Source organism: Corynebacterium argentoratense (genome assembly GCF_021491455.1).
GTDB lineage: Bacteria > Actinomycetota > Actinomycetes > Mycobacteriales > Mycobacteriaceae > Corynebacterium > Corynebacterium argentoratense_A.
In genome coordinates, this window is sequence record NZ_JAKETN010000006.1 from 11975 (window position 1) to 35677 (window position 23703).

Below are 23703 nucleotides of genomic sequence, written 5' to 3' on the forward strand. Positions count from 1 at the left end.
GTTTAGACGTCGCGTTTGTTGATCAGCAGCATGCCCAGCAGCAGGATCACAAAGAAGACCACCACCGAGTACACCAGTGAGCCTGTGGTTTCCCACGGCGCGTCCGAGATGGGGGAGTCATTGATGAAGGCATTGAAGTTGGTGATGGGGCCGAAGCGTGCGAAGAATTTACCGATCTTCGGCAGCATGCTCAGCAAGCCTTCGAGCATGAGGTACCACACCAAAACGATGGAGATGGCGCCGGCACTTTGACGAACCAGCATTCCAACGCCCATGGCGAGGACGACCATCATGACTGCCGTCAACGGCACCTTCCACAGCTGCTCCTGCACGGCGTCGAGACCAAATTCTAGCGCCGCACCGTACTCTGAGCCGAGCATCAGGCGTCCGACAGCGAACACGACCACGGTTGCTAGGAAAGACAACACCGCGGCGTAGGTGGCGTAGAGGAACAGCTTGGCTGCCAGGACTTTCCACCGTTGGGGTGTGGCTGTGTATGTCACGGTGTGAACACCGTAGCGGTATTCGGTGGTGACCACCATGACCGCTTGGATGATGATGACGACTATGGCTACGGCGGTCATGCCCATCAGCATGTTCGACGGGGTAAAGCCAAGCGCGGCCCCGGGTGCATCCTTGTCAGTCATCGTGATTTGGATGAGGGGGAATAGGAAGGAGAAGAACAAAAACAGGCTGGTTGTCCACCACAGCGAGGCCGTGGTGTGCAGCTTTGTCCATTCGGCTCGAAATGTGCGCATTAGTGCTCTCCTTGGTACTGGACGGAATCGCTCGTGGATGCCATGAAAGCCTCTTCGAGACTGGCGTGTTGGGTGCTTAGCTCGGCTAGGGGGATGCCCACGGAGAAGGCGAGTCCGCCGACGTCTTCGCCGCTGCTGCCGTTGACCACGAGGGTGTGCCGGCCTTCCTCATCTTGGCCGCGGGTGAAGCTGAATTGCTCTTCTTCAAAGGCGCTGGCCAGTGGTTCGAGGTGCTCGGGTTCGCGGGTGCGAACAACCACCGAGGAGTGCGCACTGTTTTTAATAAATTCGTACGTGGGCTGTTGGGCGATGAGCTTGCCACGGCCGATGACCACTAGCTCGTCGGCTGTCAGTGCCATTTCGCTGAGCATGTGGGAGCTGACGAAAATGGTGCGGCCTTCGCTGGCAAGGGTTTTGAGGAAGTTGCGCACCCACAGGATGCCTTCCGGGTCGAGGCCATTGACGGGTTCGTCCAGCATGAGCACCTCGGGATCCCCCAAGAGTGCTTGGGCAAGCCCCAGACGCTGCCCCATGCCGAGTGAAAACCCGCCCACGCGTTTTTTGGCTACCTCTTCGAGGCCGACGAGGGCGAGAACCTCATCGACGCGGCTGGTGGGTATGCCTGCGGAGTGAGCGATCCATCGCAGGTGGTTGCGTGCGCTGCGGTTGGGGTGCACCGCCTTCGCGTCCAGCAGCGCGCCTACGGTGTGCAGGGGGTTGCTGAGTTTGTTGTAGGGCACGCCGTTGATTGTTGCGGTACCGGAATTGGGCCGGTCGAGCCCGAGGATCATGCGCATGGTGGTTGATTTTCCGGCGCCGTTGGGCCCGAGGAATCCTGTGACGATCCCTGGCCTGACGTGGAAGCTCAGGTCATCGACGGCTCGGGTGGCGCGGTAGGTTTTCGTAAGCCCTTCGACTTCAATCATGACTTTTACCTTATATGATGGTGTGATGCTGGACTTTTGGCGGCGCCGCCTGCGAGGGCTTCGTTTCTTAGCGACCTCGCCTGGTTTGATGATGCTGGTCACCGTGATTGTCACGGTGGGGATTCTGGCTGCCGGCGTCTCTATGGCGAATACGTCGGATGCGCGGCGTCATGACATGGGGGTTTTGATTTCCACCACTGAACCCACGGCATTTTCTGCCCACCGTTTGTATTCGTCCTTGTCGGTGGCCGATATGTCAGCCACCACCGCATTTGTTGGTGAGGATGCTGCGGATTATGACGTCGCGTTGCGTCACGCTGTGGAGGCAGCCACTGATGTTGCAGGTGGTTTGGACACCCAGGATCCGGACGACGCGAAGACGATGGCGTTGGTGCAGGAGGTTCAGCAGCAGCTGCCGGTGTATTCGGCGATGGTTGCCAGAGCGCAGGCTCTGGATGATACCGCGGAAATGTCGGATGCGACTGCGTTGATGCGTACCACCATTCTTCCCACTGCGGAGGCCTTGTTTGTGCGCACCAACCGTAAGGTCTCTGATGATCAGGTGGCGTTGACGCACCCCCAGTGGGTGCCGATTTCTGGTTTGGTTGTTGCCGTGGGCATGTTGCTTTTGGCCCAGGTTTTCTTGGCATGGCGCACTAATCGCCGACTCAATAAGGGTTTTGCGGCGGCGACGGTCATGATGACGACCGCTTTGTTGTGGGTGGGTGTGTCCAATTGGATGACGTTTAATGCTGGTGTGAAAGGCTTCGAGGAGGCCTCTGACCCGTTGAAGGCTTTGACCAACGCCCGGGTGTACGCTCAGCAGGCCCGCACCGATGAGACCCTCGGTTTGATTGTTGAAAAGCGCACCACCGTCGACACTTTTACCTACGATATGCAGCGTATTTCCTACGCTTTGGATGTGTATGCGCGTTCTGATTTGGCGGAAACCCCGACGAATGCCGAGCGCCTCGAGGCAGCCCGCTCGGCGGTGGAACAGTGGAAGCAGGCTCACCCGTTGAAGCTCAGTGGCACGGTGGCACAGGGCGCGGCTTATCAGTCGGTGGATGACAATGTTGCCGAGCTCATGCGCAACGCCCGCCAGGAACTGCGCAGTTATTTCAATGTTGGTTTTTCCGCCAGCCGGGTGGTCAGCGCGGTCGTGTTTGTGCTGTCGCTGGCATCAGTGTTGGCTCTGTGGTTGGGCATCAGGCCTCGTTTGCAGGAGTACCTATGACAGACAGCAACGTGACTCGACCGAATGCTGCGGATCCCGGGCCGACTGCGGCTACGGCGGCTGTACCTTTTGATCCTTTCGCCGATGATGAGGACGAGCTCGATCAGCTGGTCAGTGGTTTAGATAATCACCAGGCCGCGCTCAACACATTTAAACAGAGAAGAACGACGTCGCGTGCTGCGCGCCTGGTCGCCGACGGAATGGTGGAGTTGCCGTTCATTCCGCTGCAGGACCCGGAAGATGCTGTGGTCCAACCGGATCCGCGTTTTGAGCCGCCCGTGCTGAAGCCCGGCGATATTGTTGCGGGGCAGTACGTTATCCGCGGCGTCATCGCCCATGGTGGCATGGGGTGGGTGTACCTGGCTGTTGACCGCAACGTGTCCGAACGCTGGGTTGTGTTGAAGGGCATGTTGGATGGGGCCGCCCACATTGCTCAGGCCGAGCGGGAGTTTTTGGCGGATATTACCCACCCGGAGATCGTCAAGATTTTTAACTTTGTTGATGATCCTCGGGTGCCTGGTGGCTTTATCGTCATGGAGTATGTGGGCGGGCCATCGCTGAAAGGTCGGCGTTTGGATGTCGATGTGGCCATCGGATACATCCTGGAGATCCTGCCCGCCCTTGAATACCTGCACAGCCGTGGGGTGGTGTACAACGACCTTAAGCCGGACAACATTATTGTCTCCGAAGACCAGGTGAAGTTGATTGACTTGGGTGCGGTGACCGGCATCGGCGCCTTCGGGTTCATCTACGGCACCAAGGGTTTCCAAGCGCCGGAGGTCGCTAAAGAGGGCCCATCCGTCGCCTCGGATGTTTACACCGTTGGCCGCACTCTTGCGGCTCTGACCTGTGGTTTGCCGGTAGTAGATGGGGCTTATGCCCCGGGAATCCCCTCCCCCACCGACGTGCCAATGTTGCGCCGCAACCTTGCCCTGTACCGCTTCCTGCTGCGGGCAACAGACCCCGACCCTTCGCGTCGATTTTCCACGATCAATGAGCTCCGCAACCAGCTCTACGGTGTTCTGCGCGAAATCCTGGCCTTGCGGGACGGCAGGCACTTCCCGGCGCAGTACTCGCTGTTTTCCCCTCAGCGTACGACCTTCGGCACCAAACATGTGGTGTTTCGCACCGATCAATTGGTCGACGGTATCGCCCGCCGGGTCACCATCACCGCACCCGAGGTGGTCTCGGCCCTGCCCGTGCCGCTGATTGACCATAAGGACCCCGGCGCGCGACTGCTCAGCGGATCTTCCTACGCAGAACCCCAAGAAACACTCGAAGCGCTACGCACAGCAATAGACTCCCAAGAATTTGCTGGGAGTGTCGAGATCCCGCTCGGTGTTGTGAGGGCGCTGCTCGATCTCGGTTTTACGGTAGAAGCACAGCAGTGGCTGCAATCGCTGGAGCCACGGTTGGGTCGCGACTGGCGGCATCAATGGTATTCGGGAGTCACCAGCCTACTGCTTGAGGATTTTCCGGCCGCCCAGCGCTTCTTTGCGGAGGTGCTAAACATGCTGCCCGGAGAATCTGCGCCAAAGTTCGCCCTCGCCGCTGTCGACGAACTGATACTGTTAAGCGAAGAATCCCTGTTGTCGCCCGATATTCTGACCGCTGCCAGCATGGACTCCATCGAAGAAGTCCCCTCTGAGGCTTTCGAATTTATGGACCCAACATGGGGGCATGTGACCGATGATCCGATGGCGCTTCGCTTCCACTCCATGCAGCTCTACGCAGTGGTGTGGGCAACCAACCCTACAACCGTGTCCTCGGCATTTGGGTTTGCACGCCAACTAATGGCAGAGGACCAAGTAGAAGCAGCGGTCGCAGCACTGGACCGCGTACCGCAGGCATCCAGGCACCAGCGCATGGCGAAACTCACCACCATCGTGCAATTGATCACCGGTACGGACGCGTCCGAATCCCGCATCCGGCGTGCGGCCCGCCGCTTGGAAGAAATTCCCACCAACGAACCACGCCTACTGCAACTGAAAATTGCAGTGATGTTCGCCGCACTCAACTGGTTGCGCACCACAGGTTTGGACGCAGCCGCCAGCAGTGGCGAACTGTTCGACGCCCCATTTACTCAGCATGGACTACGTGAAGAGCTCGCCCATTCCCTGCGGTTGCTCGCAAGAAACGCCCCCTTCCCACGCCACCGCTACGCACTAGTCGACATGGCTAATGCTGTGCGACCACGAACATGGTTTTAAAATAGAAACCCATGAACCGTTTTTTGTGGGGTCTTCTAGGTTTCGCCGTCGTTGCCACCATCTGCGCAATCGGCGCGTTCGGCTTTGTTGTGTTTCAAAACAAGCCGGGTAGCACCGCCGACAAGGCATCTGCGACGATGACGACAACAGTGACATCCACGGCGTCATCAATCGTGCAAAAGCCAACACCCCAACAAACCACCAGCACCACAATGGCGCAGAAAAAAGATAGTGGCCGCCCCTCCAACCTGAGCGACCACGGATGGTCCGGATACCCCGGCGCCAGCTGCAACAGCAACGACACCTGGGTGTTCGCCGCTGAGGGCCACGGCAACTACATGACGATCTGCAGAGTCGGACAATCTGGTGGTTTGTACTACCGCGGCTACTTCGATGGCGGCAGCTGGGAAGCCGACGTCTCGTACTCCGACCTCGGGTCCTCTACTTTCGAGGTGCCCGCATACCCGGCCATGTTCCACATTTCGCCCAACGGGTTAGCGGTAAGCGGGCCTGATCCTTTGTACTACGAGTTCGAAGCCAGCTTCACCGCATAGCGAGCAATCGCTAGCTCCTCATTGGTGGGGATCACGAAGACCTTCACCTGGGAATCATCAGTCGAGATCTCACGCGCGCCCTCATTGGGCAGGGCGTTGCGCTCTGGATCGATCTTGATGCCGAAGCCCTCCAAATTCGACAGGGCATCCGCGCGCACATTGGCTGCATTCTCGCCCACACCAGCGGTGAAGGTAATGGCGTTAACCCTGCCCAACGCAATCATGTAGCTGCCGATATAACGGCGCAGTTGGTGAATATAGACGTTGTAGGCAAGCCAAGCGTCTTCGTTTTCTTCCGCAATCAGGCGCTCAATATCGCGGTAGTCATTAACCCCGCATAGACCCTTCACGCCGGACTTGCGGTTGAGCAGCTTATCGATCTCGTCGATACTCATGCCCGCGCTGCGGTGAAGGTGGAACACAATACCCGGGTCAATATCACCCGAGCGAGTGCCCATCACCAAACCAGACAGTGGGGTCATGCCCATCGATGTATCCACCGCGCGGCCACCACGGATCGCCGCCGCAGAGGCACCATTACCTAGGTGCAGGGTAATCTGGTTGACCGCCTCCGCCGGCATACCCAGCATCTCCGGCACATGGCTGGAAACATACTCGTGGCTGGTGCCGTGGAAACCGTAACGGCGCACCCCATGGTTGATCGCGACGTCAGCGTTAATCGCATAGAGCGCTGCGGCAGGTGGCATCGAATGGAAGAAACCAGTATCGAACACAGCGACGTGATCCACATCCGGCAAGATTCGGCGGGCGACCTCAATGCCATCAATGTTCGCTGGGTTGTGCAAAGGCGCGAGCGGGATAAGGTCGCGGATCATGTCCAGGATCTCATCGGTGATGATCTCTGGCTGGCTGAACAAAATACCGCCGTGCACCACACGGTGGCCGACCGCCGCGATTTCGACGTCGCGGGGGCCGCAGCCGTGCTCATTCATCAACTCAAACGCAAGATCCAACCCGACGGAGTGGTCCGGGATCGGCGCCTGCTTGGTGTACTTGTTCCCGTCGTACTTCAGGGTGATGCTGCCCTGAGGTTCGCCAATCTGCTCCACCAAACCAGAAACGAAGGGAGTATCAGTGGCGTGACAGGTGGGATCCACCAGCTGGAATTTGATCGAGCTTGAACCAGAGTTCAACACTAGAGCGAGTGCCATTTAACGCCCACCTGCCTGAATAGCGGTGATCGCGACAGTGTTGACAATATCCGGCACAGTAGCGCCACGGGATAGGTCATTGACCGGCTTGTTCAAACCCTGCAGGATCGGCCCAATGGCCAGCGCGTGGCCGGTGCGCTGGGCGGTCTTGTAGCCGATGTTGCCGGCCTCCAAGTCGGGGAAGATAAACACGCTTGCTTGGCCCGCAACCTCGCTGCCGGGCATCTTCTTTGCCGCAACGCCCTTGTCCACCGCGGCGTCAAACTGTAGCGGCCCATCAACCTTGAGCTCCGGGTCGAGCTCGCGGGCGATCTCCACTGCGCGCGCGGCACGGTCCACATCGAGGCCACTACCGGAGGTACCGGTGGAGTAGGACAACACGGCGACGCGCGGGTCGATACCGAACTTCGCTGCGGTCTGGGCGGACACCACAGCGATCTCGCCCAATTGTTCCGCGGTGGGGTTGGGGTTGACCGCACAGTCACCGAACGCCCACAGGCGGCCGCGCAGCACCATCAGGAAGATCGAGGACACGACCGAGGCACCGGGGGCGGTCTTGATGATCTGGAAGGAAGGCTTGATGGTGTGCGCGGTTGTGTGCGCGGCACCCGACACCATGCCATCAGCCAGGCCGTTGTGCACCATCATGGTGGCGTAGTAGGAAATATCCCGCATGGTTTCGCGGGCTTCTTCCAGCGTCAGCCCCTTCGCCTTACGCATCTCGGCGAATTGCTGGGCAAATTCCTCCCGCTGAGGGTCGGTCTCTGGGTCCTTCAGGTGCGCGCGGCTAAGGTCGACACCCAGCTCTGCGGCACGCGCCTCAATGGCTTGAGGATCACCCAAGATCGTCAGCTCACAAATATCCTGTGCGAGCAGTTGTGACGCCGCGGTCAAAATGCGGTCATCATCGCCTTCCGGCAGCACGATGTGCGCGCGGTGCTGGGCGGCCTCTTTAAGCAACCAGTGCTCGAAGGTCACAGCATTCATCACCACGTCAGCCGGGGTGCGCGTGAGTTCCGTGATGCGCTCGAGCGTCGCGGCATCATCAAGATTGTCGAGCTCTGCGGCAGTCACGTGACCTGCGATCACCGCGCCCAGATCTTCCGCGTGCTCGTAGGACAAGGCCACGCGGGCGTCGATGTCCTCTGCAACCAACAGCAGCAGGGGAACGCCCAGTGCTGCGGCTGCCTTGGCGTCGAAGTCCAGAGAGCCAGTGCCTTGCAAAAGGGAGGGCTCGCTCAGGGGCTCCGCAGCGATCACCGCGGCCAAGGAGTTGACCTCGCCCGCGACGAGTGATTTGTGTGTGAGGCCCAACGCCCGGGCAAGGCCCGCGACGTCCACCCCCTTGCACGTGCGTCCGATCGACGTGAAGATCACGGAGTTAGCGCTCAAGGTTGGTCCTTCCATCATGTGCGGCCGCTCGCCACGCAGGGCTTTTGTGATACATCGAACAAGTTTAGCTGTTTGGTGCCTGCGTGTGTAAGCATTGAGAGCAAACCCTATCTTTTGAACCATAAGGAATGTCTGTGCGTCCATTGCGTGTTGCTGTCATCGGTTCCGGCCCAGCCGGGATTTACGCCTCCGACCTTTTGATGAAGTCCGACCGCGACGTCCGCGTCGATCTTTTTGAGCGTATGCCTGCTCCCTTCGGTCTAATTCGCTACGGAGTCGCCCCCGACCACCCCCGAATTAAGGGTATTGTCAACGCGCTCTACAAGGTGATGGAAAAGCCCGAGCTTCGCCTGCTCGGCAACGTTGATGTCGGCAAAGATGTCACCGTCTCTGAGCTGCAGCAATTCTACGATGCCGTCGTGTTCGCCACCGGTGCGACCGCCGACCGCGACCTCAATATTCCCGGCATTGACCTAGAGGGCAGCCACGGCGCTGCGGAATTCGTTGGTTTCTACGACGGTAACCCCGAATTCCCCCGCACCTGGGACCTGTCTGCAGAAAAAGTTGCCGTGATCGGCGTGGGCAACGTGGGTCTTGACGTCGCGCGCGTTCTCGCCAAAACCGGTGAGGAACTGCACGTCACGGAGATTCCCGACAATGTGTACGAAACACTCAAGACCAATAAGGCCACCGAGGTGCACGTCTTCGGCCGTCGGGGGCCCGCCCAGGCGAAGTTCACCCCGCTGGAGCTCAAGGAGCTCGACCACTCCCCCACCATTGAAGTTGTGGTCAACCCCGAGGACATCGACTACGACGAAGCCTCCGAAGCAGCCCGGCGCGAATCCAAGTCGCAGGATTTGGTGTGCCAGACCTTGGAGCAGTACGCCATCCGCGACCCCAAGGGCGCGCCGCACAAGCTGTTCATTCACTTCTTTGAATCCCCGGTGGAGGTCATTGGGGAAGACGGTAAGGTTGCGGGTTTGAAGACCGAGCGTATGCAGCTGGACGGCAAGGGTGGTGTCGTCGGTACCGGCGAGTTCAACACCTGGCCTGTGCAGGCGATTTACCGCGCGGTTGGTTATCGATCCGATGCTGTCACCGATGTGCCTTTCGACGACCAGGCTGCGGTTATTCCCAACGATGGCGGGCATGTGCTTGACGGTGTTGACGGCTCCCCGATCGCTGGCCTGTATACCACTGGCTGGATCAAGCGAGGTCCCGTTGGTCTGATTGGCAACACTAAGGGCGATGCGAAGGAAACCATCGAGATGTTGCTTGCCGATGACGCCGCGGGCAACCTGCCCACTCCTGCACAGCCCGAGTTGGATGCCGTCATCGGTTTCCTCGAGGGTAAGGGCATCGAGTACACAACCTGGGAGGGTTGGCACAAGCTTGACGCCGTCGAGCGTGAGCGCGGCGAGGCTGAGGGCCGCGAACGCAAGAAGGTCGTCGAGTGGGAAGAGATGGTGCGCCACAGCCGCAGCTAATCGCCGCGCACCCTCGCACTGGATAGACGTTAATGACGATGGGGCTGCCCTATGCCGGGCAGCCCCATCGTCCTTTTTACAAAGCTTTTTGCTCTTAGGCCTTTACCGGAGTGACTGCCGCGGCGGCGCGAGTCGCCCGCGTTCGAGCAGTGTCGATGTCTTCTGCGGTAGCTAGTGCCACGCCCATTCTGCGGCGCACATGGGCTTCTGGCTTGCCGAACAGGCGCACCTCGGATTCCGGGATGGACAGCGCTTCTGCAACGCCCTCGTAGCTGATGTGCTTGGCTTCTATTCCGCCGTAGATAACAGCGGATGCACCTGGTGAGGTGACGGTGACATCGATGGGCAGGCCCAGGATTGCTCGGGCATGCAATTCGAACTCGCTGAAGCGCTGGGAGCACATCGTGACCATCCCAGTGTCGTGGGGTCGGGGGGAGACCTCAGAGAAGTAGACCTCGTCACCAGAAATAAACAGCTCAACACCGAACACACCACGGCCGCCCAGGGCGCGCGTAATGCGCGCCGCAACGCTGCGAGCGTTGTCCAAGGCCTCGTCGCTCATCGGCATGGGCTGCCAGCTTTCAACGTAATCGCCGCTGTCCTGCCTGTGGCCGATGGGTTCACAGAACCAGGTGGCGGCCTCCCCGCTGACGGGATCAATGGAACGCACAGTGAGCAACGTGATTTCGTAATCGAATTCCACAAAGCTTTCGACAATCACCCGGCTGGCACTCACGCGACCGCCAGCAATCGCATGCTCCCAAGCCGACGCGACGTCATCGGTGTTTTTGATGATGGATTGCCCCTTGCCGGAGGAGCTCATCACCGGTTTGACCACGCAGGGAATACCAATGGTTTCCACCGCTTGCTCGAACTCTTCAAAGTTGTCCGCGAAAGCGTAGTTGCTGGTGGGAAGGCCGAGTTCTTCGGCTGCGAGCCTGCGGATACCCTCGCGGTTCATCGTCAACTGCGTTGCTTCCGCGGTCGGGATGACAGTGAAGGAGGCTTCCTCCAAATCACGCAACGCCTCGGTGGCGATTGCTTCAATCTCGGGGACAATGAAGTGCGGGCGGACTTTTTCCACCAGCGCCGTGACCTCTTCCGGGTCCGTCATGTCCAGGGTGTAAGCGAAATGGGCAATCTGGTGGGCAGGGGCATCCGAATAGCGATCCGCGGCATGCACCTCAACGCCAAGCCTTTGGAAAGCGATGGCCACCTCTTTACCTAGCTCACCGGAGCCCAGGAGCAACACCCGGGTTGCGGTTGGCGACAAAGGGGTACCGATCTTTCGAGGGGTAAACATGCACACAAGTCTAGACCAAATTTTGTAGACAGCTCGGTTCACTTTATGTTTGCGGGGCACGTTGTTTCAGGGAATCCGGTGAGAATCCGGAACTCCTGTGGGTCAACCCAGACTGCGGTTTGAAGACCCGCGACTGGGAGGAAACACGGGCCTGCCTGCGCAACATGGTGGAGGCCGCGAACCGTATCCGTGAGACTATTCCCGCAACGGGGTAGGATTTCACCATGGCTTACCACGCGGACTCATCAGACCTTGAAGTTAAAGAAATCCTCACGTGGGAGGGCTTCGGTGTTGCCTCCCGTGAGCTCGCCCAACAGATCGTCAACAGTGGTTTCGAACCGGACATCATCATCGCCGTTGCTCGCGGTGGCTTGCTGCCCGCAGGCGCATTGTCCTATGCAATGGGCGTGAAGCTCTCCGATGCCATCAACGTTGAGTTCTATACCGACGTTGAGGAAACCCTGCCTGATCCGGTTCTATTGGAGCCTCTGCTGGATGTGGATTCGATCCGCAACAAGAAGCTTCTCGTGGTTGATGACGTCGCGGACTCCGGACGCACGCTGGCTCTCGTGCTGGATTTGCTGGCCCAGGAAGGCGCGGACTGCCGCTCTGCCGTGTTGTACGGTAAGTCCCGTTCCGAGATCTCCCCGGATTACGTGTGGAAGCGCACCGACGATTGGATCGTCTTCCCCTGGTCTGCTGAAAAGCCCGTCCAGGCACAGTAAGACTCAGGGGCGCGGAGGACTTGTCGACGTGAGCGATTATGAGCCCGCTGGAGCCCGCATAAGCGGACTCCAGCGCAAGCGAGTGTAGCGAACGGCGATAAGCCGCTCCGCGCCCCTTGCACTTATGCCCTGGGGTTTTTAGACCGATGTCCAGTTTCGGACGTATGCGAACACGCGCGGCCAGTCGAGTTTCTTCACCGCGAAGTTCACGCCAGCGATGTAGATAGCGGCGGCGATCCCCAGGCTGATCACAGCACCCAGCAGTATTGCCCCTGGGAAGGGGTTGATGAGCATCAATGCGCTGCCGGGTAGCAGGGGGATCCACGGTGCTGCCATACCAGCGAAGACGGAGGCGAAGGCCCGACCACTGGTGCTTCCGCCGTTCTTCCAGGGGTTTCCGCCTGGCTTGGGTGCCGCAAAAGGTATCACCGCAGAAAAGATCGAACCCAAACCGCCGCTCATGATCATCACGGAGACGACGGCTACCGTGGCAATTAACCACGTCTTGAAGTCCATGAGGAACGCGGCTCCGATGACAAAAGCCAGTGATGTTGGCAGCATCAGCACAGCTGTAGCCGCAGCTCGCGCGTGGAACATCGTCTTAGGCTCAACCCCTGCGGTCATGTGCACCCAGTTCGAGGGGCCGTCGAGACCGAAGATGTTAGAGCTGGATTGCATGCATCCGGTGGCGACGAAAAATAGGCCGTACCACTTCAAAAAGCTCACATCGGATTTCGCCCCGAAGAACATGAACGCCAGGACCATGACGGGGAGCAGCCAAAAGTTCTTCGTCCTGCTGTCGCGCCACCAGTAGCGCACTTGGCGCGAAAACAGTGCCCCGCCAACCGTGGGTTTGGCCCCCAGCACCAGCAAGCGCTCACTGCCTTTCAGGCTGGCTTTTTTGGAATGCGAGCGCGCGGGTTCGGCCATGGCTTCTTCCAACGCCTTGTACAAAAACCACGCGAACAGTGGGATCCCGACAACTGTGGTGTAGCCGCCGAAGGGTAGCCACTGGACGCTGGTTCCAAATAGGTTGAGGTCGCCGAAGCTGACGTCGAAAGCTTGGAATAGCATGGGTGTAAATGAGATTCCCAGGATGAGCACTGCTGTCAGCCAGTTGGGGATGCTGATCGAGCTCAGCCACTGGGTTGCTAGAAAGCCACTGATGAAGGCTCCTACGCTGATAAGCGCAAACAGTGCGCCCTGTGCCCCGCCGAATATGAGCGCAGCGCCGATAGTGCCCACGGTGAACAACAGGTACGCCAGGCCGCGGGAGGTAACCAGGGCCGTGGCAATAACCGTCGGCAGTACCTGACGCGGCGTCAGGGGTAATGTGCCGAGTACTTCGGGGCGGAGCTGATCATCGCTGAAGGCCCACATGACTTCCAACAAGATGTAGACAAGTGCACCGGTAAGCGGCAGCCACATGATCTCTCGAGCAGTCACCCCCTCGTGCATAGCCCACCCGACCCACGCGGTCGCTCCAAGAACCGCGGGCCCGAGATATATCAGCAACATGACATTGAGGATGACTTGGGTCTTGCTGCGTTTAAAGCTGCGCAGCCACAGTGTCCACTGCAGCTTCCATAGGGTCTTGGTCATCCCAACCACCCCAGGTCCGTGCCGGAAATATCACGGCCACCGACCAACTCAACAAAACGCTCCTGGAGGGAATGCCCTGCCCGGACTTCATCCAGGGTGCCGGTAGCAGCGACAATGCCCTTGTTGATGATGGCCACGTGGTCGCAGATGCCTTCCACCAACTCCATCACGTGGGAGCTCATCACGACGGTGCCGCCGGCGTCGACGTAGCGGTGCAGGATCGCACGAATAACGTCTGCGGACACCGGGTCGACGGCTTCGAAGGGCTCGTCGAGGATGAGCAGCTCCGGCCGGTGCAACAAAGCGCCCGCGAGCAGGATCTTCTTGGTCATGCCGGCGGAGAAGTCACTAATGTACTTGCCCTTGGTGTCGGCCAGTTCCAGTGCATCCAGCAGCGAATCGGCGCGCTGTGTGACGACCTCCGGATCCATCCCCCGCAGCAAACCGACATAATTAAGGTGCTCGCGAGCAGTGAGCTGGTCGAAGACCGGAAGGTTATCGGCGAGCAGGCCATACCGGCGTTTGGCCTCAATATTGGCGTGCTTGGCGTCTAGCCACACTTCATAACCGCACACCCACGCCTGTCCGGCATCGGGGCGCAGCAGTCCTGTCGCCATCGACAGGGCGGTGGTCTTACCGGCACCATTGGGGCCGACCACGCCGAAGAAACTACCCCGGGGCACATCCAGGTCAATCGCATCGACGGCGACCTGGGTGCCGAAGTTCTTACTCAGACCACGCAACGCAAGCGCGGGCACCGAGCGGTCTACACCCGACTGCTCCGGTAGGCCATCGGAGGCTGGGGACGGGTCGAAGTACGCTGAGTCAGTCATGACTACCACCATAGAGAAGAAGGGATAAGGAAAGCCCCGGGATCTCCACGAACAGGGGTGGCTCCCGGGGCTGGACTCGCGTGTACTACTAGTCCTTGGTGATCTTGTAGTACAGCGGGAAGCTGTTCCACGAGAAGGTCACATCGTGGACCTTGGTGGAGTAGCCGCCGGCGACCGCGCCGTACCACGTCGGGATCAGCGGCATGTCGTCGAACAGGATCTCCTGCGACTTCAGGTAGCCCTTGTTGGCTTCCTCAACAGTCGGCTTGGAATTGGCCTCAGCCAAAGCGGCGTCAAAACGTTCGCTGTTGTATAGCTCGTCGTTGCCCGCGCCGCCGGTGCTGAACATCGGGGTGAGGAAGTTATTTTGGCTCGGGTAGTCACCGAACCATCCGGTGCGGTAGATGCCTTCGATGGAGCCGTCCGCAACGTCAGAAATCATTGACTTGAAGTCGGGGTAGGGGTTGAGGACGGCATCGACCTTGAGCTCGTTACGCAGCTGGTTGGCGATGGCTTCCATCCACGGGCGGTGGTCGGCGTCGGCGTTGAAGGAAAGCTTCAGTTGACCCTCGTAGGGGCTGATGGCGTCAGCCTGCGCCCAGAGTTCACGTGCACGCTCGGGGTTGAATTCCAGGAATTCGTGGCCGGGGATGTCAGCAGAGTAGCCACTGTTGACGGCTGCGGTGAACTCGGTGGCGGGCTCGCGCACACCACCCAAAATCTTGTCGGAGATCTCCTTGCGGTCGAAAGCCATCGAGATGGCTTTGCGGCGCAGGCGGCCTTCCTCCGTGTTACCGAAGTGCGGGGAGTTGTAATTAATGCCAAGGTACTGGGCGACGTCTGCCGGCTGGGACTCACCGCGACCATCGAGGTCCTGTTTGAAGGTGTCGTAGACGTTGGTGGGAATCTGGTCGAGGACGTCGAGGTTGTCGGCCTGCAAGTCCGCGTAGGCGGATTCGAGCTTGGGGTACATGACGAACTTGATGCCGTCGTTGCGTGGCTTGAACTCGCCCGTGTAGTTCTCGTTCGGGACGATGGTCAGGGTGCTGTCGTGCTGCCAATCGGCCAGCTTGTAGGGGCCTGCGCCGATGGGGTTCTCACCGTAGGCTTTGATGTCTTCCAGCGCGGAGTCCGGCATGGGGAAGTACGCGTGGTAGGACAAGGCCAGCAGGAAGTCTGACTGGGGTTGGCCGAGCTCGATGGTGAAGTGGCGGTCGTCTTGGACGCTCAGTCCTTCGAGCTTCTCGACGCTATCTGCGTAACCCTTGATGGGTTTGAGGAACTTGGCGCTCACCAGGTCATTGGCGACTGCGAAGTTCCATGCGTCGACGAAGTTGTGGGAGGTCAGCGGCGAACCGTCGGAGAACTTGAGGCCGTCTTTGAGGGTGACATGGTAGGTGCGGTCACCTTCGAGGCTGATATCCTCTGCGAGGTCATTGTGGGGGTCGCCTTTTTCATCGACGCTGACGAGGCCTGCGAAGATGCTTCGTACTACGCGGGTGCCGCAGATTTCGTTGGTGTCCGCGGGCACGAGTCCGCGTTTCGGTTCGCAGCCGTAGGCGGTGACGTAGTTGTGTCCGGTTGCGCCCTCGTCGGCGGTGTCGGTGGAGCATGCGCTCAAACCGATCAGGGCGAGTGCTGCAGTGCCAAACGCTATGGCTTTAGCTCCATTCATGTTTGTACCTACCTATTCATTCAATATAGACCAAGCGGTCTAAAGTGTAGCAGTAAAGTATCTCTAGCGGCCAGGCCGCACAATCTGCAGATCACGCACGTGCCTATAGAAAGTCACCTTATCCACTTCCCGTGGCCGCTGCACCCCATCCACACTGACAATCAGTCCACTTCCCCCCGCCTGCACTGCCCTACCCGTCTTAATTAATGACGCCGCGTTACCCCGGCGCCCCACGACCGTCGCCGCAATCCCCGGCGCCCCCATAAGCGGCACCAACCGCGCAACCTCCGGCGCATCAAAGAAGCGACGCTGCCGCACCTTCGACACCAACACCTGCGAATCAACCACCACCTCACCCAGTGGCACGGTAATCTCCGCCTGACCGGCAACAACCACCCCGGCGTCATCACGAATACACGGAGCAGGGCGCACGGTGCCCTCGAATGCCAGCGACCACGGGTCAACGATGCCAAAGTTCACAGCGGCCGGGCTGCGCATATCCTCGGGCACCCACGCCACGGGCATCCACAGGCTATCGCGGCGCATCAAACGCGTGAGGACGGCAGACAACGCGGCGTCACAACCCACAACCACAATCCGCGGATCCCCCTGGATGTACGCCGCCTGCGGGGCAGGGCCGGGTTCCCCCTGGTGCGGCGCTTCCGGACTGCGGAACATCTCGTCCAACGAAGGGGTCGGATCCTCCGGCAATGCCTGCGCGCAGTAGTCGTCAACCACCCGCAAGTCACGACGGCCTGGGACCGCAGGAAGGTCCACGCATTCCACAGGGCAGACGGCCTGGCCACAGCGCAAGATCAACATAGTACAATGATGCAACGTCCGCAGTACGCACGCGAAATAAGGAACATAATGGCCGCAATCGTCATCGTCGGTGCCCAATGGGGCGACGAAGGAAAAGGCAAAGCCACAGACATCCTCGGCGGGCTCGTCGACTACGTCGTCAAACCCAACGGTGGTAACAACGCCGGCCACACCGTCGTCGTCGGCGGTGAAAAATACGAACTCAAGCTGCTGCCCGCCGGTGTGCTCTCCGAAAACGCCACCCCCATCCTCGGCAACGGCGTCGTCATCAACCTCGAAGCCCTGTTTGAGGAAATCGATGGCCTAGAGGCCCGCGGCGCCAACGCTTCCCGCCTGCGTATCTCCGCCAACGCCCACGTTGTTGCCCCCTACCACCAGGTCCTCGACCGCGTACAGGAGCGCTTCCTAGGCAAGCGCGCTATCGGCACCACCGGCCGCGGTATCGGCCCGACCTACGCCGATAAGGTCTCCCGCGTTGGCATCCGCGTCCAGGACATCTTTGACGAGTCCATCCTGCGCCAGAAGGTCGAATCCGCACTGGACGTCAAGAACCAAATCTTGGTGAAGATGTACAACCGTAAAGCCATCGTGGCTGAAGAAATTGTGCAGTACTTCCTGTCCTACGCCGACCGCCTACGTCCCATGGTTATCGAGGCCGAACTGGAGCTCAACAAGGCTCTTGATGAGGGCAAGCATGTGCTGATGGAGGGCGGCCAAGCAACCATGCTGGACGTCGACCACGGCACCTACCCCTTCGTGACCTCCTCCAACCCGACCGCTGGTGGTGCCTGCGTCGGCTCCGGCATCGGCCCCACGAAGATCACCAGCTCCCTGGGAATCATCAAGGCCTACACCACCCGTGTCGGTGCCGGCCCCTTCCCCACTGAACTGTTCGACAAGTGGGGCGAGTTCCTGCAAACCACCGGCGGTGAAATCGGCGTGAACACCGGCCGTAAGCGCCGTTGTGGTTGGTACGACTCTGTGATTGCCCGCTACGCTTCCCGCGTCAACGGTTTTACCGATTTGTTCCTCACCAAGCTCGATGTGCTCACCGGCATCGGTGAGATCCCGATCTGCGTTGCCTACGACGTTGATGGAACTCGCTTTGACGAGATGCCGATGACCCAGTCCGACTTCCACCACGCAACCCCCATCTACGAAACGATGCCGGCGTGGGACGAAGACATCACGGGCTGCAAGACCTTTGAGGAACTCCCCCAGAAGGCTCAGGACTACGTCCTGCGCTTGGAGGAGCTATCTGGTTGCCGCATCTCCTACATTGGCGTTGGCCCCGGCCGCGACCAGACCATCGTCCGCCACGACGTGATGGACAACTAGTCGCGCACCTCGGGGGGCATCGCGGGGTGCTCGCTCGTCGGCTGAAGCACTGCCACAGCCGAGTAGCGCGACATCCCGCATACTTGCAACAGGTCGACAATGATCGACCGCGACTGCGCTAGAATCACCTGCGCGGTCAGCACCCCACCCTCGGCCACTTCCAGTCCAGCGCGAGCCCCCAATTCGCGCAAGCGTCGAACTAGCTCAGGGATCGCAACATGTTCATCTAGGTCGCCGGATTTCGTGTAGAGCTCAGCTAATTGGCCAGCTACATCCGCAAGACTGGAGATAATCCACAGCTGCTCTTTCGACACGGTGTCATGGTCTTCAACCAGGGTGAGTGCCCGTCGCGAGAGCACACGGGTGTTTCTCATCGCATTATCGACGGGGTTCAGGATGCGCACCAAGGACTTGATGCGACGCTTATGGCGCCACAACAGGGGCGACACCGCGACTGATTCCTCGCCCTCTTTCGCTGCGGCGATCATTCTGTTGATGTTTGCCTGCGAACCACGAGCTTTCTTCAGAGCTTTCTGAATGCGCTCGGCGTCTTGTTCGGGAATTGCTGCAGCAACTTCTGCGAGGGTGGAGGCAGTTAATGCGAGCACTTTAGAAATTTCCATGCGCCCGCCCTTAAGCGGGCTGGTTGGCATGAGAGCGATGACGATGACGCCGATAAAGCCACCGACGAAAGCGTCAAGCATGCGGCTCGATCCGCCGGAGGTGCCGGGCGGCATGATGGTTGCGATCAACACCGACCCCAGGGCGGCTTGGGTGGCCATGAGCGGGCCTTTGTCGAGGAACACGGCTACGGCGAGGGAGGCTATGACGAGCAGCGGCATTTGCCACCAGCCGGTACCGAAGTGCCCGACGAAAAGGTCACCCACACCAACACCCAAGGACACACCAATGTTGAGTTCGACTGCTCGCCGCAGTCTGTCCCCACCGGTAAGGCCGAGGACGATAACTGCGGCCATGGGGGCGAAGAAAGGCTGGTGGTGGCTGAACAGGTGGACGGCAATGAGGTTTGCGAAGCCCGCTGCGACGCCTACTTGGAGGATGGGAAACAGCGAGGCTTTGAGTCGTTGCCATCGTGTGGTGATGAGGTTGGGTGCGTAGTACAGGCCCATCGTGGGCATCGTCGGCCTCCCATTGTTGGCTCGTGAGGTTACTGTGCTGGGTTTAAACAGTACAAAAGCAAACACCCCGCGGCGTTGCCCTTCCATGGTAGTGGTGGGTAACGCTGCAGGGTTTTAAGCTGTTCCGCCTGCTTTAGCTGCAGGGGTACAGGGTTTACTTGTTCAGGGTGGTGCCTACGGAGTGCAGGTCGGTGCAGGACTCGACGACGCGCTCTGCCATGCCGGCCTCAGCAGCCTTGAGGTAGGAGCGGGGGTCGTAGACCTTCTTGTTGCCGACTTCGCCGTCGATCTTCAAAACGCCGTCGTAGTTGGTGAACATGTGGCCGGCGACGGGGCGGGTGAAGGCGTACTGGGTGTCGGTGTCGACGTTCATCTTCACAACGCCGTAGCGCAAGGCTTCTTCAATCTTTTCCTTCTCGGAGCCGGAGCCACCGTGGAAGACGAAGTCGAAGGGCATTGCTCCTTCGTCGAGACCGAGCTTCTTAGCGGCTGCTTTCTGGCCTTCGAGGAGGACCTCGGGACGCAGCTTGACGTTGCCGGGCTTGTAGACGCCGTGGACGTTGCCGAAGGTTGCAGCCAGCAGGTAGCGGCCCTGCTCACCGGCGCCGATGGCGTCGATGGTCTTTTCGAAGTCTTCGACGGAGGTGTACAGCTGTGCACCAGCCTTGGCTTCGACGCCGTCTTCTTCGCCACCGACGACACCGATCTCGAGCTCGAGGATGATGTTGGCGGCCTTAGCCTTAGCCAGCAGCTCCTGGGCGATTTCGAGGTTCTCATCGATCGGGATAGCGGAGCCGTCCCACATGTGGGACTGGAACAGGGGCAGCTCGCCGCGGTCGACGCGCTCCTGGGAGATGGCGATCAGGGGGCGGACGTAGGTGTCCAGCTTTTCCTTCTGGCAGTGGTCAGTGTGCAGCGCGATGTTGATCGGGTAGTTCTTTGCTGCTTCGTGTGCGAACGCGGCGAGGGCGGTTGCACCCTTGACCATGTTCTTGACGTTGAGGCCAGAGCCGAACTCTGCACCACCGGTGGAGAATTGGATGATGCCGTCGCTTTCTGCGTCGGCGAAGCCCTTGAGGGCTGCGTTAATGGTCTCGGACGAGGTGCAGTTGATGGCGGGAAGGGCGTAGCCGCCGTTCTTCGCCTTGGTGAGCATCTCGGCGTAGACTTCCGGGGTTGCGATGGGCATTAAACAAACCTCCAAGTTGGGTGTCTTAAGTTCTCTACCTTCCGATTATGCCCGATTGGACACTTTCGCGCTGGAGTCGTGAGATATCCCACCTTTTTGGGGTCCTGACGTCGCCCCTACCGCAGGTTATCGCGCGTAGCCAGCCTGCGATACTCGTGCTGCAGCCTCGAGCAGCATCCAGCCTGATAACTGCACGGATAGGTCTCGTTCAGCAATTTGTGAGCTGCTCACGGCACCAGAAATGGAGGAGCCGACGACGCCTGAATTCTGTGGCAACGCGGCGTCATTAACCCAATCGGCACTGAAGACGGGGAGCCCATCTATTTCGAGGCGGTGGTTCCAGACACTCTCCGCAGAAGACAGAACCAAACGGGCAGCGATCTTCCGAGTTGCCCGATTAAGTCCGGAATCATCGGGCAATCGGACAGCGACGTCTGCGAGGTAGCGGGCGAGGATCCCCTTGAATAGTCCACCGTCACCGCCACCGGTCTGCCAGTCAATAACGCCCCCGGGCGTTGCCATTGTCTTGGCGATGGAGTGCACTAGGTCCCGAAGTTTGGTGATGTAGCCCATGGCTTCATCGGCTTTTTCTGCGTCAGCGATCGAACTGATGGGCTGCTCCAGACCCGCTGCTTTGCGTAGGGCATCGGAGATTTCTAGGCAGGCACCCAGCATGACGCCCTGGCAGTACGGGTGGATGTCTTTGACCACTTCGGGCCCGTGCATGCGCATACGCACGCCGTCCATGACCAGTCCGTCGTCGCCTACTAGGTTGTCAAACACCCAGTCGGTGAGCTCTTTGGCCGCACCCAATTGCCCTGCCCGCGCAAACATGATGGCTGCGGGACCGTTGGTGGGAACGTTGTAGAAAGTTTCGTTTGTACGCCAGGGCACCACACCCATGAGGGAGTCTTTGCTACCTTGGATGTCGCTTTCCAGCGGCTTAAGGTACTTGGGTACTTTTTGTTTTTTCAAGCCGGCGACGCGTTGTGAGGCCAGCGCCAGCCACGCTTTGTCGTCGTAGTAGCGGTTGGCTCGCACGTTGCGTAGGTTGCGCACACGGATACCCCGCAGTGTGTATTTCACCCGTGCGAGACGGGCTGGGGTGGTGTGACGGTGTGCAGCATCGATGAGGCAGTCGAGATAGTGTGCCTGCCACCAGTAGTGCCAGTGGAAGAACAGCTTGTCCCGGCCGGTGGGTGGCCAGGTGACGACCGCAAGGTTGGTTTTGGGAATACCCCAGACTCGGCTGGCATGCCGTTCGTTGATTGCTTGCTCCGCGAGGTCAGCGCGGTACGCCCATTTTTCTTGCACGATTATCTTTTCGTCGTGGTAATGCTGATTGTTACCAACTATTACCATAATCGGCGTGTTGGCGGATCCATGCGTGCATGGCGATACCCGCAGCCACCCCCGCGTTGATGGATCGTGTCGACCCAAATTGGGCGATGGAGCACGTCATGAGGGCGCCTTGTTGGGCGGCTTCGGTCACGCCGGGGCCTTCTTGGCCGAAGAGCAGCAGGCAGTTGCGTGGAAGGTCTGTGGTTTCCAGTGGTACGCAACCGGGGGTGTTGTCGATCGCCACGACAACAAGGTCGTTATCGCGTGCCCACTTCAACAGGTGGTCGACGTCCGGGTGGTGCATGAGGTGCTGGTAGCGGTCGGTGACCATCGCACCCCGGCGGTTCCAGCGCTTGCGCCCCACGATGTGAACCATGGATGCGGCGAAGGCGTTGGCGGTGCGCACCACGGTGCCGATGTTGGCGTCGTTTTCGAAATTTTCGATCGCGATGTGCAACGGGTGGCGTTTGGTGTCGAGGTCTTTGACGATGGCTTCGCGCCGCCAGTAGCGATAGTGGTCGACGACGTTACGGCGGTCGCCTTCGGCCAACAGCACTGGGTCGTAGCGCGGGTCGTCGGGCAGTGGTTGGCCGGGGTGTTCTTCGACCCAAGGCCCGAGCCCAACGGGGCGGGGGTTCCACTCTGTTGGGCCTACTGCCTGTGCGGCCTCACCTGTCGCAGCGTCGGACTGAGGGGTGTTATGCGAGCTCAAGGTCTTCGAGGCCGAGGAGGTAGCGGTATTCGAGGCCTTCGGCGGCGATGACGTCGCCTGCGCCGGTGTTGCGGTCAACTACTGTTGCGACACCTACTACTTCTGCACCGGCTTCTCGCAGTGCTGCGACAGCGGTGAGCGGCGAGTTGCCTGTGGTGGTGGTGTCTTCAACGACGAGTACCTTTTTGCCGACAATGTCAGGGCCTTCGATTCGGCGTTGCATGCCGTGTTTCTTGGCTTCTTTGCGCACGACGCACGCGTCGATGGGACGGCCTTCTGCGTGCATAATGGCTGTTGCTACCGGGTCTGCACCGAGGGTGAGGCCTCCGACGTGGGCGTAGTCCCAGTCGCTGGTGAGTTGGCGCAGCAGTTTACCGATGAGAGGCGAGGCTTCGTGGTGGAGGGTGGCACGGCGTAGGTCGACGTAGTAGTCGGCTTCTTTTCCGGAGCTCAAGGTCACTCGTCCGTGAACGACGGCGAGTTTTTTCACCAGTTCGGCGAGGCGTTTGAGGGCAAGTTGGTCGACTTTAGTCATTGGTTTCTTTCTTTGTTGTTGCTGTGTCAGCCTCTTCAGTTGCGTCTTCAAAGATAACTGAGGTGTTGGGTAGGTTGCGTATGACGCGGGTGCCGGCGAAGTCACTGACGTTGGGCTGTTCGAGTTTTTCTGCGATGGCCTCCACTTCGTCTGCGCCGAGCCCTGTGGGGGTGATGCTGCCGCGTTGTTCGTGTTGGTATCGGGTGGGCAGTTTGATGGTGGGGGGTTGGGGCAGTGGGGGTGTGACGGCCTGTGCGTTGTTGTCGTCTGTGTCGACGCGTAAAAGTTCTTCCCACGGGGTGTGTTTGCTGGGCAGTATGTGCGCGATGTTGGCCAGCGTGATCAGGCCCGGGTGTGGTTCGGTATCGCCTGCTGCGACGAGCCAGTCGGAGATGCACCATATTTTGGTGAATTTTTCCGGCAGTTCTTGCAGTGCGGGGTGAGTGCGGGGGTCTGCGTCCATGTGGGGGTTGTCGCAGGTCCATTGGTTTTCTTCCCGGAAGAAGCTGAGTGTTTGCGGCGAGCCGACGGTGCGTTTGACAGCGACGAGTGGTGGGTCCTGCGTGGTGTACACGTGGTGGCTGAGGTACTCGTGCTTCTGAGTGTGCTTGAGTTTTTTGCCGGGCAGCCCCCATGCTTCCGCTAGTTCCGCCTGGCTGTTTGTGGCGGTGTTTTTTCGGAGCATGCGGGAGCCCTTGTTTGCAGCGCGTTGGAGTGCGTCTGCGATGCGCGTGAGCAGGCCCGTGAGCATGT

The 23703-nt window shown here is 59.7% G+C and carries 21 protein-coding genes and 1 pseudogene; 7 read left to right on the top strand and 15 right to left on the bottom strand.

Features of this window, described 5'->3' with window-relative positions; translation table 11 throughout:
• Positions 1-2 precede the first annotated feature (2 nt).
• Together L1C91_RS08220 and L1C91_RS08225 are read right to left on the bottom strand one after the other, a co-directional pair.
• Complete coding sequence (locus tag L1C91_RS08220; protein WP_234858840.1) at positions 3-758, bottom strand: ABC transporter permease; 756 nt, start codon at positions 756-758, stop codon at positions 3-5.
• Positions 758-1684, bottom strand: coding sequence for an ABC transporter ATP-binding protein (locus L1C91_RS08225; RefSeq protein ID WP_234858841.1), 927 nt, complete (start codon positions 1682-1684; stop codon positions 758-760). Before L1C91_RS08225 ends, L1C91_RS08220 begins: the two co-directional genes overlap by 1 nt.
• Here L1C91_RS08225 and L1C91_RS08230 point away from each other — a divergent pair.
• From L1C91_RS08230 to L1C91_RS08240, 3 genes are read left to right on the top strand one after another with little or no spacing between them, the layout of a single operon-like run.
• Positions 1683-2921 carry a hypothetical protein gene (locus L1C91_RS08230; protein ID WP_234858842.1) on the top strand — a complete coding sequence of 413 codons (1239 nt, stop codon included), beginning with the start codon at positions 1683-1685 and terminating at the stop codon, positions 2919-2921. The genes L1C91_RS08225 and L1C91_RS08230 overlap by 2 nt on opposite strands.
• Positions 2918-5131 carry a serine/threonine protein kinase gene (locus tag L1C91_RS08235; RefSeq protein ID WP_234858843.1) on the top strand — a complete coding sequence of 738 codons (2214 nt, stop codon included), beginning with the start codon at positions 2918-2920 and terminating at the stop codon, positions 5129-5131. Before L1C91_RS08230 ends, L1C91_RS08235 begins: the two co-directional genes overlap by 4 nt.
• Positions 5132-5142: 11 nt before the next feature.
• On the top strand, positions 5143-5685 hold the full coding sequence (locus tag L1C91_RS08240) for a hypothetical protein (protein ID WP_234858844.1): 543 nt from the start codon (positions 5143-5145) through the stop codon (positions 5683-5685).
• On the opposite strand, the gene L1C91_RS08245 is transcribed toward L1C91_RS08240, so the two are convergent.
• On the bottom strand, positions 5655-6857 hold the full coding sequence (locus L1C91_RS08245) for an acetate kinase (protein ID WP_234858845.1): 1203 nt from the start codon (positions 6855-6857) through the stop codon (positions 5655-5657). The genes L1C91_RS08240 and L1C91_RS08245 overlap by 31 nt on opposite strands.
• A complete protein-coding gene (gene pta, locus L1C91_RS08250) occupies positions 6858-8267 on the bottom strand; it encodes a phosphate acetyltransferase (protein WP_234858846.1) in 1410 nt (469 codons plus the stop codon). It abuts the gene before it with no gap.
• Between the two features lie 110 nt (positions 8268-8377).
• Between pta and L1C91_RS08255 the strand changes: the two genes are divergently transcribed.
• A complete protein-coding gene (locus tag L1C91_RS08255) occupies positions 8378-9736 on the top strand; it encodes an FAD-dependent oxidoreductase (protein WP_234858847.1) in 1359 nt (452 codons plus the stop codon).
• Positions 9737-9830: 94 nt separating this feature from the next.
• Here the strand turns inward: L1C91_RS08255 and purT are convergent, their stop codons facing one another.
• On the bottom strand, positions 9831-11039 hold the full coding sequence (purT, locus tag L1C91_RS08260) for a formate-dependent phosphoribosylglycinamide formyltransferase (protein WP_234858848.1): 1209 nt from the start codon (positions 11037-11039) through the stop codon (positions 9831-9833).
• A gap of 86 nt (positions 11040-11125) precedes the next feature.
• On the opposite strand from purT, the pseudogene L1C91_RS08265 reads away from it, so the two are divergent.
• Positions 11126-11254 (top strand): annotated as a pseudogene (locus L1C91_RS08265) (hypothetical protein); the annotation flags it as partial.
• Between the two features lie 9 nt (positions 11255-11263).
• Positions 11264-11764: a phosphoribosyltransferase gene (locus L1C91_RS08270; protein WP_234858850.1), complete on the top strand. Its 501-nt coding sequence runs from the start codon at positions 11264-11266 to the stop codon at positions 11762-11764.
• A 138-nt stretch (positions 11765-11902) separates the two neighbouring features.
• Here the strand turns inward: L1C91_RS08270 and L1C91_RS08275 are convergent, their stop codons facing one another.
• The 4 genes from L1C91_RS08275 to L1C91_RS08290 form a co-directional block, all read right to left on the bottom strand.
• Positions 11903-13366: a hypothetical protein gene (locus L1C91_RS08275; RefSeq protein ID WP_234858851.1), complete on the bottom strand. Its 1464-nt coding sequence runs from the start codon at positions 13364-13366 to the stop codon at positions 11903-11905.
• Complete coding sequence (locus L1C91_RS08280) at positions 13363-14199, bottom strand: ABC transporter ATP-binding protein (RefSeq protein WP_234858852.1); 837 nt, start codon at positions 14197-14199, stop codon at positions 13363-13365. The genes L1C91_RS08275 and L1C91_RS08280 overlap by 4 nt, the downstream gene beginning before the upstream one ends.
• Positions 14200-14287: 88 nt before the next feature.
• Positions 14288-15874 carry a peptide ABC transporter substrate-binding protein gene (locus tag L1C91_RS08285; protein WP_234858853.1) on the bottom strand — a complete coding sequence of 529 codons (1587 nt, stop codon included), beginning with the start codon at positions 15872-15874 and terminating at the stop codon, positions 14288-14290.
• A 63-nt stretch (positions 15875-15937) separates the two neighbouring features.
• On the bottom strand, positions 15938-16696 hold the full coding sequence (locus tag L1C91_RS08290; RefSeq protein ID WP_234858854.1) for a hypothetical protein: 759 nt from the start codon (positions 16694-16696) through the stop codon (positions 15938-15940).
• 48 nt (positions 16697-16744) lie between these two features.
• Here L1C91_RS08290 and L1C91_RS08295 point away from each other — a divergent pair, with 48 nt between their 5' ends.
• A complete protein-coding gene (locus tag L1C91_RS08295; RefSeq protein WP_234858855.1) occupies positions 16745-18034 on the top strand; it encodes an adenylosuccinate synthase in 1290 nt (429 codons plus the stop codon).
• Here L1C91_RS08295 and L1C91_RS08300 read toward each other — a convergent pair.
• The 6 genes from L1C91_RS08300 to L1C91_RS08325 all read right to left on the bottom strand — a co-directional run bounded on the left by L1C91_RS08300 (position 18031) and on the right by L1C91_RS08325 (position 23701).
• The gene (locus tag L1C91_RS08300) at positions 18031-19173 is read right to left on the bottom strand and encodes an FUSC family protein (RefSeq protein ID WP_419178733.1); all 1143 of its coding nucleotides are present in this window, start codon (positions 19171-19173) and stop codon (positions 18031-18033) included. The genes L1C91_RS08295 and L1C91_RS08300 overlap by 4 nt on opposite strands.
• Before the next feature lie 154 nt (positions 19174-19327).
• Positions 19328-20362 (bottom strand): class II fructose-bisphosphate aldolase, encoded by a 1035-nt coding sequence (gene fbaA, locus L1C91_RS08305; RefSeq protein WP_021012278.1) that lies wholly within the window; start codon positions 20360-20362, stop codon positions 19328-19330.
• 126 nt (positions 20363-20488) lie between these two features.
• Positions 20489-21676 (bottom strand): glycoside hydrolase family 76 protein, encoded by a 1188-nt coding sequence (locus L1C91_RS08310; RefSeq protein WP_234858856.1) that lies wholly within the window; start codon positions 21674-21676, stop codon positions 20489-20491.
• Between the two features lie 31 nt (positions 21677-21707).
• Positions 21708-22415, bottom strand: coding sequence for a TrmH family RNA methyltransferase (locus L1C91_RS08315; protein ID WP_234858943.1), 708 nt, complete (start codon positions 22413-22415; stop codon positions 21708-21710).
• Positions 22402-22950, bottom strand: a complete 549-nt coding sequence (pyrE, locus tag L1C91_RS08320; RefSeq protein ID WP_234858857.1) for an orotate phosphoribosyltransferase — start codon at positions 22948-22950, stop codon at positions 22402-22404. The genes L1C91_RS08315 and pyrE overlap by 14 nt, the downstream gene beginning before the upstream one ends.
• Positions 22943-23701 (bottom strand): hypothetical protein, encoded by a 759-nt coding sequence (locus tag L1C91_RS08325; RefSeq protein ID WP_234858858.1) that lies wholly within the window; start codon positions 23699-23701, stop codon positions 22943-22945. The genes pyrE and L1C91_RS08325 overlap by 8 nt, the downstream gene beginning before the upstream one ends.
• Positions 23702-23703: the final 2 nt, after the last annotated feature.

Excerpts from the sequence above, each read along its gene's own strand:
- L1C91_RS08295 (WP_234858855.1), top strand. The coding sequence starts at position 16,745 with ATGGCCGCAATCGTCATCGTCGGTGCCCAATGGGGCGACGAAGGAAAA.
- L1C91_RS08270 (WP_234858850.1), top strand. The coding sequence starts at position 11,264 with ATGGCTTACCACGCGGACTCATCAGACCTTGAAGTTAAAGAAATCCTC.
- L1C91_RS08220 (WP_234858840.1), bottom strand. The coding sequence starts at position 758 with ATGCGCACATTTCGAGCCGAATGGACAAAGCTGCACACCACGGCCTCG.
- L1C91_RS08245 (WP_234858845.1), bottom strand. The coding sequence starts at position 6,857 with ATGGCACTCGCTCTAGTGTTGAACTCTGGTTCAAGCTCGATCAAATTC.
- L1C91_RS08290 (WP_234858854.1), bottom strand. The coding sequence starts at position 16,696 with ATGTTGATCTTGCGCTGTGGCCAGGCCGTCTGCCCTGTGGAATGCGTG.
- purT (WP_234858848.1), bottom strand. The coding sequence starts at position 11,039 with ATGTTTACCCCTCGAAAGATCGGTACCCCTTTGTCGCCAACCGCAACC.
- L1C91_RS08235 (WP_234858843.1), top strand. The coding sequence starts at position 2,918 with ATGACAGACAGCAACGTGACTCGACCGAATGCTGCGGATCCCGGGCCG.
- L1C91_RS08300 (WP_419178733.1), bottom strand. The coding sequence starts at position 19,173 with ATGCCCACGATGGGCCTGTACTACGCACCCAACCTCATCACCACACGA.
- fbaA (WP_021012278.1), bottom strand. The coding sequence starts at position 20,362 with ATGCCCATCGCAACCCCGGAAGTCTACGCCGAGATGCTCACCAAGGCG.
- L1C91_RS08325 (WP_234858858.1), bottom strand. The coding sequence starts at position 23,701 with ATGCTCACGGGCCTGCTCACGCGCATCGCAGACGCACTCCAACGCGCT.
- L1C91_RS08240 (WP_234858844.1), top strand. The coding sequence starts at position 5,143 with ATGAACCGTTTTTTGTGGGGTCTTCTAGGTTTCGCCGTCGTTGCCACC.
- L1C91_RS08280 (WP_234858852.1), bottom strand. The coding sequence starts at position 14,199 with ATGACTGACTCAGCGTACTTCGACCCGTCCCCAGCCTCCGATGGCCTA.
- pyrE (WP_234858857.1), bottom strand. The coding sequence starts at position 22,950 with ATGACTAAAGTCGACCAACTTGCCCTCAAACGCCTCGCCGAACTGGTG.
- pta (WP_234858846.1), bottom strand. The coding sequence starts at position 8,267 with ATGATGGAAGGACCAACCTTGAGCGCTAACTCCGTGATCTTCACGTCG.
- L1C91_RS08225 (WP_234858841.1), bottom strand. The coding sequence starts at position 1,684 with ATGATTGAAGTCGAAGGGCTTACGAAAACCTACCGCGCCACCCGAGCC.
- L1C91_RS08285 (WP_234858853.1), bottom strand. The coding sequence starts at position 15,874 with ATGAATGGAGCTAAAGCCATAGCGTTTGGCACTGCAGCACTCGCCCTG.
- L1C91_RS08275 (WP_234858851.1), bottom strand. The coding sequence starts at position 13,366 with ATGACCAAGACCCTATGGAAGCTGCAGTGGACACTGTGGCTGCGCAGC.
- L1C91_RS08255 (WP_234858847.1), top strand. The coding sequence starts at position 8,378 with ATGTCTGTGCGTCCATTGCGTGTTGCTGTCATCGGTTCCGGCCCAGCC.
- L1C91_RS08230 (WP_234858842.1), top strand. The coding sequence starts at position 1,683 with ATGACTTTTACCTTATATGATGGTGTGATGCTGGACTTTTGGCGGCGC.